We start from the raw sequence: 15556 nt of genomic DNA, 5'->3' as shown, positions 1-15556 counted from the left end.
GTTTTAAATGAATAATGCAGGGTCTATGGGCAAAATTGTGTTGATGACAGTGATCTGGATGATGGCGGTGGGTGCCGATGCACAAACGACTTCCACATCTCAGGTTCAGTTGAATAAATTGAGAATTACAAATCGTGCGCAATGCGCCGTAGACTCTGAGATTCCGACCGAGTCCGCATTTATCGTGGTGGATGGATACAATGCGGGAAAGATGGTTTATTCCCTTGGTAAAAATATCGGCTCCAATGCTGAAGCGATGAGCGCCGAGGGCATGCAGCAGTTTCGTATTGCAGTAACCCGTCTTACCAAAGTGATTATGAACAAGCTGATGGCCGGACAGCTTCCACTTCTTCCGACCAATCTGAAGACTTCGGCATTGACCGGCTATAATGCCATTGCTGAAAAATGTCAGAACAAGACCTATTGTCCTGAGTTGAACGGCTATCTTTCCAAACTCTGGGATAACTCGGAAGGGGCCGGACTGCGCTGGGAAAGTCTGGATAAGTTCAATGGCACCCACTTTATGTCCATGAAAAAGACAGATCGTGTGGCCTGCTTCTATGTAAAAAGGTTCTCGGCCCTTCAAGAGCAGTTGAATTCAGTAGAGGTGGACAAGTCAGTCCTTCTTTCTGTGGCCCAGGCGGCAATCACTAAAGACAAGTACATCACGGACTGTGAAAGTGCTGATGCGACCCTGGATTCGCGTAATTCCATTATCCAGCTTGATTTAAAAATTCCTCGTGCTGTGGAATTCGGCTCTGTCGGATTCGATTTCTGGAACAGCGTAAAAATCTATCTTTCTTTTGCCTGGAGATATTCCAATATCCCGCTTCAGGTGGCGCCTGAGTACGGTCAGATGTTCCGTTCCATCGCCCTTGAAGAATCCATTATGATGATTCCCAACGGCTGTAAAAGCATTGAAAAGCCCGAGTGCGATGCCGCCACTCTTTCTATGAACAGCATTCGCGAACTGGCGCGTCCGGACGGCAATGAAACCGAGCATCGCAAAGAAGTTCCGAAAGGTCCTGAAGACGATGTTGTGAATCGTGGTCCCCGTGATGTGAATGATGACTTCCTGGGAACCCGCAGCTACGAAGATGCCTCGGACTGGGTCGAGAACTTCCGCAAGAATTACGTGACAGCCCGCGGATCGATGAAAAATCGTGTGCAAAGCGCCATCCAGTTCCTGAACATCGTGGCCGGCGCTATGACTCCAGTTGAACTGGGGGAGTTTGTAAAACCACTGGCTTTTGCCAAAACCTATTCCAACCAGCACCGTGATGAACTTTACTACCTGTGTACTGAGGCACGTCTGGCAGGGGACCAGCGTCTGGACTTTATGAAAACTGGCATTGATAAGGTTCAACAGCTGGATGTCATGCAGCGTTCGTTTCAAGGTTCCCAAGTTCAGTTGGCAGATGCCACCCGGTACTTTGATAAAGTCAGTGAAACCGTGGTTGCATTCTGTGATTCACTGGAACGTGAAAAGATCTGGAATGCGGCTGGATACACAGTGAACAGAAGCGGCTTCCATGCGTGGGCGCGTGAGCTTTTGGGTGTGGCGCCTCCGGCGACGATTGCTGCTGATATTCAGCCGATGAAGTTTGGGGCGCCGTTGCTGGTGTGGGATGCCACTCGTGTCAGCGATCCAGGGAACTCCATCTGTGCTTCTGCGATTGATTGCACACGTCGTCTTATTAAGTCCATGGTAGATCTTTATGCTGTCGCTAAGTACGCGGATGCGTTCCTGCCGGTCAATTCGACGGTTTCTACGCCTGACGTTTTCAACCCTTACGCCGATCTGAAAGCATGTAAGGTATATGATCCCTGGTATCAGACCCGTCGTGCGAACAAGCGTCTGATGGCTGATTTGGCCAGCACGGCTTTGTTTGGCTGGAATGCTTTGCCTCTATATATAGATGTGGACTTCAAGCCACCCAAGGTCACAAGCCTGAACGCGATGATCAAAAACGGGGCTGTAAAATTTGACCCTAAGATTCAGAAAGAAAAAATGGAAGTGGCTCTTTTGGCGGACTTCGGTCCATTGCTGGGTGCTCCGTGTGCGGTGTCTATTGCTCCGAACAGTGCCAAAGACTTCAGCTTCTATGCCTTTAACGGGATCTCGGTGAACTACTGTAAGATCCGCGACAACGGGACGGTGATTGGTGAATCCAATGGCAGTCTTCAGACCAGCCCTCACGTAAGCAAGTCCTATTGCGGTGGTTGTTCCATCAATTTTGTGGGTGTTGCCGGGGGGGCGGCAGTGTCAACAGGCGGCCTGCCTTTGAATCCGATCAAACTGGGTGTTTACCTGTTCCGCAGCATTCATCGCTACATCACTGCCAAAAAAGACAAGGTCAATATTCCTCGTCTGCAGGAAGTGGATGTGAACAGAGTGGTCGAGACCTATAAAAAGTACGGCACGATCCCGGATCACTGTGTGGACCAATTGGCTGCTGGTGTGGGTTGTTATCAGAATGTCTGCGCCGCCAAGGCCGCTGATTACTTCGAAAGATACACAGGCAACAAAGTGAAGCATCTGGAGCTTGAAGAGCTGACAGATGCCAATGGCAACACCACGCCGTCTTCTGCCGTGATCATTCAGTCCGACTACTGCGACGGTAAAGTGCGCGTGAAGTACAGCTGCTCTGAAGATGGGAAGAAGTTCAAAACTTATGAAAAGTTCGGGGGCATGTACGGCATGAGCAAAGACTGTCGTCAAACCATCGGACATAACTTCTGGGGCTTCTAGTGAAAAAGTTGATTGGAACCATTGCGACATTGATTTTACTTCTATCATTTTCCGCCCACGCGTTTTTGGTCGAAAGCACTTACGCCAAACAGCCAGGCGGGCAGTATGCAAAAGTGACCAAAGTCACTTGCGACACGGCATCATCAGGGGATTGTCAAAGCCTTTGCCAGAACGCGACGGCCTGCCAAAGACCCGAGCCTTACTGCCGTAACTGTGCGGGGACAACATCGCCACTACTGCGCCAGCTTTTCACCGAGATTTCCAGAGTCTATGCCATTTCCAGAGAAGTGAACGACCGCAAGGATCTGATTCGCTTTCTGGGGACTGAAAAGTACGTGATGCTGGATCTGAAAAGCGTCTTTAACTATTACAGCCCCGTCGGCGGAGAAGCCTTTACCAAGGAACTTCGCTTTTTCTGTGGCGAGACCGGCGAAAACACTCTGCTGGCTGTGAAACTGGATGATGTTCATCAGCCGATGGCACTGAGCTATGTGCTTTGTCGCAACAATGTCGGCCAGACTTCTGCCTTCGAGGTTCAGCCTCGACAGCCAGGCTTCGGTCAGCGTCCTTTAAGTGCACCTTTAATTTTTAAAATGAACTGATTTATCAGTTTACTACAACAACACCCTTAAATGGGAAGGAGACAACATGAAACGTTTGTTAAAAGCGATGGCTACTACAGCCGTCACCTTGGTGGCGATGCAGGCAAACGCCATCCAGGTCAACTATAGCTTCCGAGTGAACAGCTCGGGTCCAAGCATCTATCCCTGTAATGCGGGTTTGCTGACTAAAGGCGACACCTATGGCGATAAAAAGATCTGTTACTATGAAGGCACGAACACGGCGTGTACGCCTAAGTGTGATGGCTTGGATTGTGAAGGCGGCTCTAAGCCAACTCCGCAGTTTATCCAGAACCTGGCTACGTGGTCCAATACACCACTGAATACGAAATCCAGCTGTGAGGCTGCAGGTCGTAACTGGGTTAGCACTCCGACTCACGCAAGCAACGTACCTCCGGGCGTTTTGGGTAACGAAAAAGATCAGGCTGGTCCTGGCAAATTCGTTTATTGCGATGTTTCCTGTAAAACATCTGGTCACACGTTCAATTCTCAGGACAGAACTTGTTCCAATCCAGGTGGCGGTAACGGTGGCGGCAACGGCAACACTTGCGTGTGCTCCACTCAAGAAGGTCGTAAATTCGGTAACTACGTTCACGCAAGCTGGACTAAGTGGGAAGACCGTCAAGATCCTCACACTGACAAAGTTTCCGGTGTAAGCCCTTACTTCGCGACACTATTCGGTGAAGTTGATGCGTTCGACAGAGTATTGGATAAATTGTCCTTCAATCTGGGCAGTGAAACATACAATGCGGCATACTTCGTGGATATCTGCTACCGCGGTTCTCAGATTGACTACAGCCACTACAAAGCGGCTTACAAAGTCATCGCTGAAGCCTCTTTGACAGACATCGGTCACAAGTACAACGGTAAAGGTTACAGCGACTTCGCAGACCTTGAAGTTCAAGCACACTTGATCTGTACTTCTCAGACTCAAAACTGTGAAAACGGCAACTGCAGCGACACTGATGAGCATCCAAACGGAAGCAACACTCCTCAGTTCGACAACGACATCACTGACATTGACGATCCAGTAAGCAATCACACCAAGTATCTTGCTGGTGATATCAAAGATCTGATCAGCGGTGCGAACTTCGTGCAGACGATCGATAAAAACACTCCGATCTATCTTGATAAGTACAACAAAGGTGCAGCAGCGAAATTCTGTAAAGTTCGCTACATCTTCAAGGAAAAAGACGGTCTGGGTCACTATCCTAAACTGCGCAAATGGCAAAAACACGGTGCAAACATCTGCACTCACACGAAAATCGAAATGGCAGATCTTGATGGAAACTGCCCTAACTGCAAATAGTTAATTGATATCAGAAGGAACAGATATGACTAAAATTGGTGGTTCTATGAAAAATGAGTTACGAATCTTGGGACGTCTGCTCCTTCTGATTGTATCTTTAACTATGGCAGAATCAGTTCACGCATCCGGCGGATGCGTGGCTGATACTGATGAAAAGATCGAGATTCAAATCTCCCCGGCGAATCAAAGCTGGGGGGATTATACAGGCCGACAGCTGATTCCATCGACCCTGGTGGATAAATGTGAAAAGGATGCGGGCCGTTTTTTAATGATTTCCTTGGGCTCGGCGTTTTGGGATACAACCAACACGGGCATTAATACCAGTATCTTTGGTGATCATGCGGCAAGAAATTGCAGTATCAATAACTCCCAGGTCTTGGGAGATTTTAAGCAGGACAGGGCTACGGCCAGTCTACTGCGTCAGTACAAGTTTATCAGATCATGCTTCGACGTCCGGGTAGTTGATGTCGGTGGTGAACCTATCATTGCCAAAGAAAATCAGGAATTCTGCCAAATCCGTCGTGAAGAAGACGGGGCAGTGACCTTGATTGGCGATATGTGCTTCTTAAAGGTTCGCGGCAGAAATAAATTCGCAATCCAACCGGTTTTCAAAGGCAAATGTCTTGATCCGTTGTATTTGCAGGAACTGGGGATCGAACCCCAGGATATGTATGCAAAATTAAATACTTTGATTGCCGGGGACGATACCGGAAACAGTCAGGACCTGACTCATATCGGAAGTCGCCTGCTTCATTTGAATATTGCACCAGATTCGAAAACTTTGAAGTTAACGGAGGACTACGGTCCCACGACTCCGCGATTTGTCACAGACTATAGCGTCGAATCCGATATTTCTGATATTGAGATCAAACAACAGTCCGACACCTCCGAATTGCAGTTGAAGTTCCTGGTTTCCAACTTCGCACCTGAAAAATGTGTGGGGAACGAGTGCGCCAGTGCCTCGAATTATACCCAGCCTTTCTTCGGTCAGGTGGAGCTTTATCAGGTTGGGAAAACCAAACAGACTTTGATTGATGAATGGTGGGATGGCGGCTTGGTGCCGCCAAACTGGCAGGGGCTTGTGCCTGGAATGAAGTTCAGACTGTCAGAAGGGCCTTTGGTAAAAGGGGGGCGCTATAAAGTTGTCGTTACAATGCAGAATCCGACAGATGACTATGCTATCTTCCTGAGCGGTTTCAGACAAATGCTTCTGAATATGTATGCGACAGAAGACGCAGAGGTTGGAATCGACATTTTCCCGAATATTTCCTCTTTGAGTAATCTGGGGGTTTTGCCTTCCTTCGGTGGAGTGGGCTCTTTGGTACGACACAATCAGGGCGTATCCCTGGGAGAGATTGTTCGTGGCTTGGATGGCATTATTAAGAGCCAGATATGGCCTCCGTACTATGACCGTGTCTGCGATGACAAAACCACCTGCTTGAAGGTCGGAAACAAGAAGTTTCATCAAAAGTACGTTGTGGAATTTGTCGTCGGGGAAAAAGATCCCGAAACCGGTGCGCAGAAACTGTTGAACCTGTCCATTTCCAAACGAGGTGTTCTGGGCGGAAATTATGATAATAAAACCAGCGGTTTTGCCACTTTGAAGTGCGAAAGATAGAAGTATGAAGAACTCTGTTTTTGCTCTGTTGTTTCTTTTTTCGCTTAGTTCCGGAGCCAGTACTGGCAGTATCATGGGCTCGTCATTGAATCCGACGACGGGAGAGGAGCTTTATGCCTGCAATGCCAAAATTCGCAGCTCTTCGTCATCCACAGAGCAGATTTGTCTGAACCTGGGCACCGGAGAATCCTGCGATCCGACCCGCGTCGGGCCAACGGATGGTCCCTGTCAGTGCTATTCCAAAGAAATGATAGGAAATCAGATAGTGGCCACTCATTCAGACGGAGCGGCTCAAGCCATTCACAGCACTTCGCAGTGGAAGCAGTTTGTGGATGACGGAAACTTATTCGGAGGCAAGCTGAACAGTCTGGAAGTGCAACTGGGAAGCGAGATTCTGGGCGCAGAGTATGGTTTTACCTACTGCTATAAAGGGCCTTTTGCGACTTCAGGAACTGATCAGTCATTGGGGACTTACGGTTTGGATTTCACTTTGCAGGGAAGTGCTTACGCGGTCGCCTTGGATTCAGTGGAAATCAAGTATGCCTGCGATCTGAGATATCGTGGGCAAAGCGGAAGTCCTCGTCAGCCGAACTCCAGTCCTAATTATGGCGACTTGTATTCTGATTTCATCCGTACCGAGACAGTTTATAAGCGGGTGGATGAAAGAAGCTCGAAGGAAATCGGTTATCAAAAGATTAGAATGCCTCTGAATCAGGTGGCCCACGAAGTCCCTCGCTTCTGTGTGGTGGAAGTCCGCTTTAAAGAACGTTCTGGCAAGGATTTGAAACGCGATGCTTTGGCGACAACGTCATTCAACGGAAGTTTGTCTATTAAAAAACAAGGCTCTATGTGAGCCTTGTTTTCTTTGAGTCCTATAAATAACTTTTTACTGCGAATCCTGCTGTCAAATCGGCAATCAGGAAAGCAATGTCGCGGGCATGCGTTTCTTTTTCTTCAGGACTCAGGGCCATTAGTGCTTTTAAGCGACCCAGTCCCTCAACCCCAGCCGCAGAGCGCTCCAGGAACTGTTCCAGAATCTGTCCGGCCTGATCGCGTTCAAAGGCACGCAGCATATCCAGCGACAGCACATTCGTGGTGCCTTCCCAGATAGAAAACACCTGCGCGTCACGCAGCAGGCGGGGAATGCCGGTGTCCTCCACATAGCCTGCACCGCCGAACATCTCGACGACTTCACTGGAAATATGGATGGATTTCTTTGCGGTATATAACTTCAGGATCGGCGTCAGAACCCGCAGCAGGATCTTTTCAGAAGCCGAGGCTTCACCGACTTCCTCTTTCCCCAAAAGATTTGCCACAAAGAAGCTAAAGGCGATGCACTTGCGGAAGTCCGCTTCTAATGCATTCAACGTTGAAAGGTGCAGGGGATGGTCTTTCAAAAGCTTTCCGAATGCCTGGCGTTTGCCGGAGTAATCCTGCGCCAGATCCAAAGCGCGTCGCATGTGACCGACAGCGCAGATGGAATTATAAATACGGGTGATATTCAAAACACTGGCGATGCGTTTCACACCTTCGCCCACGCCGCCGATAATACGGGCGGGAGTTCCCTGCAGACTCAGCTCGGCGGTCGGCAGGGCTTTGGTGCCCAGTTTGTCTTTCAGGCGGTGAATCTGGATGTGATTAAGCTCGCCCTTGTCATTGCGAAGTTCCAGGAAAAACAAACTTAAACCGCGGGAACCGGCCGCCGCGCCATCAGGACGGGCCAAAGTCAGCGCCATCTGTGACGTCGTCGCGGAAGTAAACCATTTGGTCCCATGCAGGGAATGGGTCGCGCCAAATTCGCTGGTGCCAGTGAATGGGTGTGCATCAGTGGAAGTGCCACTGACATCAGAGCCGCCGGTTCTTTCCGTCATCCATTGGCCGGCCGTCCAGAAAGTCTTTGGATCACGGGACAGCAGGTGAGGCAGCACGCGGGCTTTCAGGTCGTCATCGGCGTAAAGCTCCAGCGCACGGGCCGCTCCGTCCGTCATCGCCAAAGGGCAAGAGAAGATCGCTGAGCTTGGAGAATACAAATACAGCAACGCCATCTGATAGACTCGTGAAGCTGCGCCAAAGCGGCGGTCGTAGGCGGTGGCAACGATGCCTTCTTCGGCGGCGACTTTTTCCAGAGCTTTCCAGCCGTGAGATGTCTTGATGTCATCGATTCTTCGACCCCATGGGTCAAAAGGAACGTGAACCGGAGGCTGGGATTCAGCTTCTTGGGCCCAAGTCAGCATGTCAGTGACGGCTCGTTCACCGAGACGTTCAAGGTGAGGAAGAGCCACTTTCTGAGCTTCTACTGGCAACAGGGACTTCAGGATCTTCTGAAGGGCTTCATCGGAGCGGAAGGTATTCGAAAGCTGGGGGCCGTCTTGGTAAAAGTTTTTCATACCATGAATTTTATTCTTTCATAGGGAGAACTCAAGAACATGTCGGGCACCTCGCCTTTTTTTAAAAAAGTGTTGCCGTTTGGTAACGTCCTACATATAAGAGCCGCTCTTTTGGGGGAGGCACATTTGAATCGTATTCTACTGGCATTGGTGGCCATTGTTTTGGCTTCCTGTGGACTTTCTAATCGTCCTCAGGTGGATACCAAGGATTCCGCGGGTATTATGGGCGGCACTTTGGTGGCTGAAAATGCGAAAATCGCATCTGGAATCGTGGGAATCATGGACTTGCAGAGCAATGGTATCTGCACGGGTTCCATTATCGCTGAAAACTACATTCTGACGGCTGCTCACTGTGTGATTGGTCTGAAACCAGGCAAGTTGCGTTTGGTCTTCGGTCTTGATGTGGACGAACTGATGGGTGCGCGCGAGCAGGACATCGTTCAGATGTACACTCGTTCAGTGTCTGACTATAAAATTCATTCCACTTACAACGAAGCGGACCAGGAAGAAAAGCAATCTGACTGGGGCGACATCGCTTTGATCAAGTTCCACGGTGCTTTGCCTCCGGGTTACAAGCCGGTTCAGATGTTGAAAGACGACACGATTCTGCGTCGTGGTCTGTCAGTGACCTTGGCGGGTTATGGCGTTTCTCAGGTGGATGTAGAGCCTGTGGACGCAAGAAAAGTCAAAGATCTGGATGAAGCCCTGGAATATGGCGAAGTCATCTGTGATGACGATCTGAAAAACTGCCTGAAAGTGGACATGTCCGGCGATGGGGTTTTGCGCCAAACCAAAGCTCCGATTTCTTCTGTCCAGGAAACAGAAGTGCGTCTGGATGAATCCAAAGGTTCCGGCACTTGTGCTGGTGATTCTGGCGGCCCAGCGTATGTGGAAATCAAAGGTGAGCTCTTCTTGTTCGGCGTTACCAGCCGTGGCAGCGCTTTGTGTGACAGCGTGGGTGTTTACACCAATGCTGTTTACTATGCGGACTGGATCAAATCCACGATGCCAAAAATGCGATAGTCTCATTCTGAGACTGTCAGTTTCCTGACATCTGTATAGCAAAAAACTTCTGCGGGGAAAGAGCTCATGTTCTTTCCCCGTTTCTTTTTGTTCCTGAGCTGGAACACCCTTTGAAATCCTTAAGATCTGAACCATTCTTGGAGGATTTCGAAATGAAAGTGTTTAAGACTTTTGTGGGTTCCGCAGTTGTGGCATCGATGTTGTGGTCCCAGCTGGCGCTGGCCATCACTGATGAAATGCGGGATTTGGTTTTGTATGAAACCAAAGCCAATGCCGTGGCGACCCGAAGTAATGAAAAGAAAGTCATTCATCACTACGAAATTCCACTTAAAATCCTGGAATCCGATCTGAAGATCGACGCCAATGCCGGTTACGTCAAAGCTTTGACCTTTGAACGTGCCGGCGAAAAGTATGTGCGCTGGGTGCTGAACCCGGAAGACACCCGCTGGGAAAAAGCCGTGCGCGTATTCCTGCTTCGCAATGGCATTGAGCCAGTTAAGAAAGCCTATTTTGAAGGTTATATGACCGCTTCACGCAGTTATATCCTGGTGGACCCGGTGACGGGGGCCGAGTTTTCTTTGAAGACCTCCACGAACCGCACGGGCGGTTACTGGGCCGACAAGAAACAAACCTGGGATGATGCTTCCCAGATCCGCAAAATTTCTGATTACGTGATTGAGCGTCTGAAGTCTCAGCCGCCTTTGCAGCATTCCATCGTCTTGGATGAACCGATTGCTTTTGGTATCAAACGTTTTGATATGGGTATGATCGTGCGTTCTTACGAAGAGCTTCCGGGCACGGGCAAGCGCTATGTGCCGGGCTTCTCAATCATGCACGAAAATCTGGGGCGCGAGCTGGCAAAAGCCAACGGTTCTTCTGATCCGGCAAATTATTGGAATGAAAACTACAACAAACCTCTGGCGCGTGCGCTGGCGGAATTCTTTGTGGCGACAGGGATTCGTTATGATTCCCCGCACTCTCAGAACTTTCTGGTGGAACTGGATGAGCGTAACAAGCCGACGGGCAAGATTGTCCTACGCGACTTCGGTGATTCTTATCTGTACGAAAAATTCTTCAAGGCCATCAAACGCACCGATATCATTGATATCTGGGAAAAGGGCAACATCATGAAGGGTGACATGGGTATGACCGTGGGTATCCTGCATGGTAACAAGCCACCCAGCTGGATCGACTATCGCAACGACAAGGCCTCTGCCGACAGCTACGATAGATGGGGCCGTGACTTCTTTGCAGAATTTGAATCCGAAGTGAAACGCCAGACGGGTGTTGATATTCCGGCTCGTACGGTTATTGATCGCAGTATCTATGAAGATCCGGAAACCAAAGTGAAGCACAAGATGGGTTACTTCACGCGTGATTACAAATTGCTGTCAGTGGATAACGGATTCCTGAAAATGGTTTCGTTGGATAAACAGCGCGAAACGGGTGCAGCACGACTGTGCGGCCGCGTGTTCAATCACTAGACTTGGTACCATTGAGTCAAAGTTTTAAAGAACCAGTCCTGCATGGGCTGTTGCAAGGGGATGCTTTCGAGCATCTCCTTTTTTGTTTGGACCAGGCCTGCTTGTTCCGGTGTCACGGAATCGGCGCATTCGTGGATCCATTCCAAGGTGGATTCGGGATGGAACTGGGTGGCCACCACGTTGGTGCCCCAGCGGAAAGCCTGATTCGGGAAAAAGTCGTTCGTCGCCATCAGCTCGCCACCCGGAGGCAGATCGAAAGTGCATTGATGCCAGTGGAAGACATTCAGGGTGTACGGACTCGTCTGATCTTTCATGGTCACCGGCACAAAGCCAACTTCCCATTTTCCGGCAGCGTACACACGTCCGCCCAGAACTTCCGCCAGCAACTGGCTGCCCAGGCAAAGGCCGAAGACGGGCATGCCCAGCTTCACGCATTTTTTGATAAAGACTTTTTCGTCAATCAACCAAGGGTGCTTGTCTTCTTCGAAGGTGTCCATCGTACCACCGCAAATCACCAAAGCTTTGATGTCTTCAGGTTTGAACGGAGCCGGTTCTGTGGCAATATTCCAGACGTGGGGTTTTAGTCCCTGTTGTTTCGCCCAAAGCAGAACGGTGCCCGGAGGAGTGTCATTTTCGTGCTGGATAATAAGAAGATCTTGCATGGGGCGCACTATAGTCAGAAACTCAGGAAAAGGGGACGATTTTTTTGAAACAGAATATTGAAATTTGTTCAGGGTGCATCGCCAGATCCACGGAATCCAGAGCTGAAAGCGCTGTTGAATCCCGCAAACTTTTTCTGGCTGAAGTTCAAGAGGCGCTGACTGCGCGTCGACCGGACGTGGAGTGGAATCTGAGCACTGTTTCTTGTATGCGTCTTTGTCCTGAAAACCGACTCAGCATTGTGGTTTTAAACCGCATGGGCATGACCCGGGGATCGACGGTGGAAAGTATCGTCGACGACATCCTGATCAGAATTGACCGCCCTTAGAAAGGGCGGTTTTCGTTTCGCCTTACAGTTTTGGGCGATAGCGCACGTATTCGTTGATGGCGCCGATAATGTGATAAAGCGAGCTGGCCTTGGCTGGCTGAATTCGGAATTCACCGCTTTCCTGCCAGGTATCAAACCACAGACCTTTTTGTGGAGTTTCAAAGAACTTAAACAATGTCGCCATGGCTTCATCGGCCGCCTGTGCATACTGCGCGCGCTGGTCTTTCTTTTCCAGACCCATCTGCAGAACCGCTTTGATGCGTTCACACTGAGGCCAGAAGCGGGATGTTTTTGTTTTGGCAGACAGATCATTCCACACTTCATCGATCACGGATTTACGCTCGTTCCAGATGCCATGCTTTTCACTCAGCACGATCAGATTTTCACGCACGGCCGTCAGATCTTTGCCGGTCAGGCCCTGATAAAGTCCCATCAACCACGCCCATTCATACTGGTGGCCGGGTTCAAACACGAACTTGCCGTTTTCCAGAATCGGGGACCAGTCGGCGTTGAAGTGTTCAGCCAGGGTGCCGGATTCAGGATCAATGAATTTCGTCAGGCACAGATTCAGAATTTCGTCGGCCAGCTTTTTCCAAAGAGGATCATTGTCCACGGCCATCCACGCAACCGCGGATTCAAACATGTGCATGTGCGGATTGGCTTCGTACTGCACACCTTTGTCGGTCAGTTCGGTGAAACCCCCTTGGGTCAGGTGGCGTTCGTTGTAAAGATACTGAACCAACTGGCGGGAACGCTCTTTGTATTGCGGAAGTGGGTTCACGGCATAAGCGTGTGCCAGTCCGAACAGGGCAAAGGCCTGAGCATACAGATCTGGTGTGGTGTTTTTCGCCTCGCCCTCTTTGGTTGCAGAGTGGATGAAACCACCGGAAGGCAGAGAATAGTTTTTGATCAAAACCGCGGCCCCGATGTCGATGGCTTTACGGGATTTTTCCGGATCGCAAAGGCCCAGTTCCATACCCAGACGCAGACTGTAGATCTGGCGGGCTTGAACCATCGAGCGACGTGGAACATCCTGAGGTTCGCCTTCCAAAGAAAATGATTCAACGAAGCCGCCGCGTTCCCAATCAACCCCTTTGTTCAACCAAAGAGGAAGGACGTCTTTTGAAAGCCAGTTCTTGCAGTTTTCAACCATAAGTACCTCAGAATGTAACTAGATGTGAGCGTTCACAATATCCTGTCTGCCAACAGGAGTCCAGCCCGCTGTTACCATGGGAAGTATGGGAAAATGCAGGGGTTTGTCGGTAAAGATATGTGTTTCGTCCGACGGCTTGCCTAGTTCCGCGAATTACCTCCGAATAGAGAACACGGACAATTTATTGTACGAAACAAGGAGGAAGAAAGTATGAAAAAGTTGATTCTGTTTTTGGCGATCGGTCTGACAGGAGCATTTGCCCAGGCCAGCACGGATGCGGTGACAATGGATAATGATGCCAGCATCATGGGAAATCGCCTGTGGGGTTGCGGCATGACCTTTAAAGGGACATCCAAAGGTATCAAAGTTATTGTCGGGCATTTCAAAACTGTGGCCTACGGGACACTTCATTGTAAGAGCATCAAGGGGACTCGCTATACACAGGATGTGATGGTGACGATCGGACATCATTGGATTGGCGCAACGGCGGGAATCGGCTATTTCAAGCTTAAAGGTGTTTCTTCTGAAATCAGTCTGTTCAACTCCAATCCAGACGTGATCCTGGGTAAATACCTGGTGGCGCAAGGTGAAGCAGCTATCATCGGTGGCGTGGGCGCATTCACAGCTGTGAAAGTGGGCCTGCCACAACTGGCGATGAATATCTCTTTGCAATTGTTGAAAGGTATCGGAGTGCAAGTCGGTGTGGATAAGCTATACATCGAAGCGATCTCAGAGCCGGAAGTTGAGCCAATCTAATATCAGACAGGCTTAAAAGAAAAGGCGCTTCTCGAAAGAGAGCGCCTTTTTTATTTGTTGGGTTTTTAGGATTATTGCTTCTTCACGTAAGCATTCAAACGCATGCCCGGTGCGATAGAGCTGGTCAGACTGACGCTCGTGCCGCGAGCCAGATCGTCCGTGGTGGTGGTGCCAAAGTCGATATTAAAGCTGATTTCCTTGGAACGGTCGCTTGGGCAGGTGAAAGAGCCTTTGAAGTTCTTTTTAGCCGCCATGATCAGGAATTCTTCATCCCAGCTGACGCTGCTGAGCAGGTTGAAGGTGCCGTTGCAGACCTCATCCACATTTCCATTGGGATAAGTTCGTTGCACTTCGAATTCGGTTGTATTGACGACGCGGAAATTCGCATAAACTTTCTGGAACCCGGCGCGGGCCTCCACTTTGTAGCGTCCCACCAGATTTCCCGGTGTCAGTTCGGCGGCCCAAGCGGGGTTTGCCGCGCTTAAAATCATTGCTGCAGATAAAAAATACTTTTTCATTGTGATACCCTCCATTGGTTGATGAGTTTTTATACCGGGGTTATGATAAGTCGGACAAAATAAAACCCGGATCTGTGAGGTTTTACAATGAGGAGTGATTTGACATGGTAAACACACTTCATCCCATGAAGTCATTGGGAGTAGTCAAAGCTGAACGCGGTGACATTCGCGCCGAGCGTCTGGAAGGCCGCGTGAAACCAGCGGTGCCATTTCCTCATCGTCATGATTTCTTTCAGGTCGTCGTTGTGGCTGGGGGCCGAGGTCAGCACGAGAGCGACTTTGAAACCTATCCGATCAAGGCAGGAGCGGTCTTTGTAGTAAAGCCGGGGCAGGTGCACCGTTGGGATCTGCAAGGCGCCAAGGGCTATGTCATTGAGTTTTACGTCGAATCCTTAAGTCTTGATGCCATGGACCGGGAATTGTTCCAAAGCCTGCATGAATTGCCAGAACATTTGAAGCTGTCTTCAGCGGCTCAGCAGAAAGAATTCTATTTCCATTGTGAAAAGATGTGCGGCGAGTTCGTCTCGCGTGATCGCGGGTACGGCAGTGCTTTGAAGAGTCATTTGAATATTCTGATTCTGTCCCTGTTTCGTCTTTCTGGCAGAACAGCGGTCAAAAAAAGTGAGGGGGCTTTCCTCGGTGATTTTGAACGATTGATTGAATTGAATTTCAATCGTCAGCACAACGTCGAATTTTATGCCAAGGCTTTGGGGCTTTCACCCAAAGCACTGACCATGCGGGTGCATCGATTGTTGGGAAAGTCAGCACGCGAAATGATTCACGATCGCTGTTTGCTGGAGGCGCAGCGCTATCTGGGATACACATCCATGCCGGTAGCTGAAGTGGGTCTTACTTTGGGGTTTCAGGATCCGAATTATTTCAGTCGGTTTTTTAAGGCGAAAACAGGATTCAGTCCGGGGGCCTTCAGGGATAAAAACAACTAGGTCG

General features: G+C 49.7%; 14 protein-coding genes. 10 read left to right on the top strand and 4 right to left on the bottom strand.

Annotated features, from left to right (window positions below; translation table 11 throughout):
• Window positions 1–7 precede the first annotated feature (7 nt).
• The 5 genes from BDT_RS14395 to BDT_RS14375 are packed head-to-tail and all read left to right on the top strand — an operon-like array spanning window position 8 to window position 7152.
• Complete coding sequence (locus tag BDT_RS14395; protein WP_051026318.1) at window positions 8–2752, top strand: hypothetical protein; 2745 nt, start codon at window positions 8–10, stop codon at window positions 2750–2752.
• Window positions 2752–3354, top strand: coding sequence for a hypothetical protein (locus tag BDT_RS14390; protein WP_015091976.1), 603 nt, complete (start codon window positions 2752–2754; stop codon window positions 3352–3354). Before BDT_RS14395 ends, BDT_RS14390 begins: the two co-directional genes overlap by 1 nt.
• Window positions 3355–3400: 46 nt before the next feature.
• Complete coding sequence (locus BDT_RS14385; protein ID WP_015091975.1) at window positions 3401–4681, top strand: hypothetical protein; 1281 nt, start codon at window positions 3401–3403, stop codon at window positions 4679–4681.
• A gap of 46 nt (window positions 4682–4727) precedes the next feature.
• Window positions 4728–6299 carry a hypothetical protein gene (locus tag BDT_RS14380; RefSeq protein ID WP_148278854.1) on the top strand — a complete coding sequence of 524 codons (1572 nt, stop codon included), beginning with the start codon at window positions 4728–4730 and terminating at the stop codon, window positions 6297–6299.
• 4 nt (window positions 6300–6303) lie between these two features.
• A complete protein-coding gene (locus BDT_RS14375) occupies window positions 6304–7152 on the top strand; it encodes a hypothetical protein (RefSeq protein WP_015091973.1) in 849 nt (282 codons plus the stop codon).
• Window positions 7153–7171: 19 nt separating this feature from the next.
• Here BDT_RS14375 and BDT_RS14370 read toward each other — a convergent pair whose 3' ends face one another.
• The gene (locus BDT_RS14370) at window positions 7172–8686 is read right to left on the bottom strand and encodes an acyl-CoA dehydrogenase family protein (protein WP_015091972.1); all 1515 of its coding nucleotides are present in this window, start codon (window positions 8684–8686) and stop codon (window positions 7172–7174) included.
• Between the two features lie 126 nt (window positions 8687–8812).
• On the opposite strand from BDT_RS14370, the gene BDT_RS14365 reads away from it, so the two are divergent.
• Together BDT_RS14365 and BDT_RS14360 are read left to right on the top strand one after the other, a co-directional pair.
• Window positions 8813–9709 carry a S1 family peptidase gene (locus tag BDT_RS14365; protein ID WP_235046144.1) on the top strand — a complete coding sequence of 299 codons (897 nt, stop codon included), beginning with the start codon at window positions 8813–8815 and terminating at the stop codon, window positions 9707–9709.
• 152 nt (window positions 9710–9861) lie between these two features.
• Complete coding sequence (locus BDT_RS14360; RefSeq protein WP_235046143.1) at window positions 9862–11193, top strand: hypothetical protein; 1332 nt, start codon at window positions 9862–9864, stop codon at window positions 11191–11193.
• Here the strand turns inward: BDT_RS14360 and BDT_RS14355 are convergent.
• Complete coding sequence (locus tag BDT_RS14355) at window positions 11190–11855, bottom strand: type 1 glutamine amidotransferase (RefSeq protein WP_015091969.1); 666 nt, start codon at window positions 11853–11855, stop codon at window positions 11190–11192. The two genes, BDT_RS14360 and BDT_RS14355, sit on opposite strands and share 4 nt — an antisense overlap.
• A gap of 44 nt (window positions 11856–11899) precedes the next feature.
• On the opposite strand from BDT_RS14355, the gene BDT_RS14350 reads away from it, so the two are divergent.
• Window positions 11900–12181 carry a hypothetical protein gene (locus BDT_RS14350; protein ID WP_041577909.1) on the top strand — a complete coding sequence of 94 codons (282 nt, stop codon included), beginning with the start codon at window positions 11900–11902 and terminating at the stop codon, window positions 12179–12181.
• Between the two features lie 22 nt (window positions 12182–12203).
• Here BDT_RS14350 and BDT_RS14345 read toward each other — a convergent pair whose 3' ends face one another.
• Window positions 12204–13334, bottom strand: coding sequence for an AGE family epimerase/isomerase (locus BDT_RS14345; protein ID WP_015091966.1), 1131 nt, complete (start codon window positions 13332–13334; stop codon window positions 12204–12206).
• A gap of 210 nt (window positions 13335–13544) precedes the next feature.
• Here BDT_RS14345 and BDT_RS14340 point away from each other — a divergent pair, with 210 nt between their 5' ends.
• The gene (locus BDT_RS14340) at window positions 13545–14090 is read left to right on the top strand and encodes a hypothetical protein (protein WP_015091965.1); all 546 of its coding nucleotides are present in this window, start codon (window positions 13545–13547) and stop codon (window positions 14088–14090) included.
• 71 nt (window positions 14091–14161) lie between these two features.
• On the opposite strand, the gene BDT_RS14335 is transcribed toward BDT_RS14340, so the two are convergent.
• Complete coding sequence (locus BDT_RS14335) at window positions 14162–14608, bottom strand: hypothetical protein (RefSeq protein ID WP_235046142.1); 447 nt, start codon at window positions 14606–14608, stop codon at window positions 14162–14164.
• Between the two features lie 104 nt (window positions 14609–14712).
• On the opposite strand from BDT_RS14335, the gene BDT_RS14330 reads away from it, so the two are divergent.
• On the top strand, window positions 14713–15552 hold the full coding sequence (locus tag BDT_RS14330; protein ID WP_041577908.1) for a helix-turn-helix domain-containing protein: 840 nt from the start codon (window positions 14713–14715) through the stop codon (window positions 15550–15552).
• Window positions 15553–15556: the final 4 nt, after the last annotated feature.

It is taken from the genome of Bdellovibrio bacteriovorus str. Tiberius, assembly GCF_000317895.1.
Classification (GTDB): Bacteria; Bdellovibrionota; Bdellovibrionia; order Bdellovibrionales; family Bdellovibrionaceae; genus Bdellovibrio; species Bdellovibrio bacteriovorus_F.
Note: the sequence above shows the minus strand (reverse complement) of the source record. Positions and strands in the feature narration are given on the sequence as shown.

Coding starts and splice junctions, on each gene's coding strand:
- BDT_RS14395 (WP_051026318.1), top strand. CDS start 8: ATGAATAATGCAGGGTCTATGGGCAAAATTGTGTTGATGACAGTGATC.
- BDT_RS14385 (WP_015091975.1), top strand. CDS start 3,401: ATGAAACGTTTGTTAAAAGCGATGGCTACTACAGCCGTCACCTTGGTG.
- BDT_RS14380 (WP_148278854.1), top strand. CDS start 4,728: ATGAAAAATGAGTTACGAATCTTGGGACGTCTGCTCCTTCTGATTGTA.
- BDT_RS14375 (WP_015091973.1), top strand. CDS start 6,304: ATGAAGAACTCTGTTTTTGCTCTGTTGTTTCTTTTTTCGCTTAGTTCC.
- BDT_RS14370 (WP_015091972.1), bottom strand. CDS start 8,686: ATGAAAAACTTTTACCAAGACGGCCCCCAGCTTTCGAATACCTTCCGC.
- BDT_RS14360 (WP_235046143.1), top strand. CDS start 9,862: ATGAAAGTGTTTAAGACTTTTGTGGGTTCCGCAGTTGTGGCATCGATG.
- BDT_RS14355 (WP_015091969.1), bottom strand. CDS start 11,855: ATGCAAGATCTTCTTATTATCCAGCACGAAAATGACACTCCTCCGGGC.
- BDT_RS14345 (WP_015091966.1), bottom strand. CDS start 13,334: ATGGTTGAAAACTGCAAGAACTGGCTTTCAAAAGACGTCCTTCCTCTT.
- BDT_RS14340 (WP_015091965.1), top strand. CDS start 13,545: ATGAAAAAGTTGATTCTGTTTTTGGCGATCGGTCTGACAGGAGCATTT.
- BDT_RS14335 (WP_235046142.1), bottom strand. CDS start 14,608: ATGAAAAAGTATTTTTTATCTGCAGCAATGATTTTAAGCGCGGCAAAC.
- BDT_RS14330 (WP_041577908.1), top strand. CDS start 14,713: ATGGTAAACACACTTCATCCCATGAAGTCATTGGGAGTAGTCAAAGCT.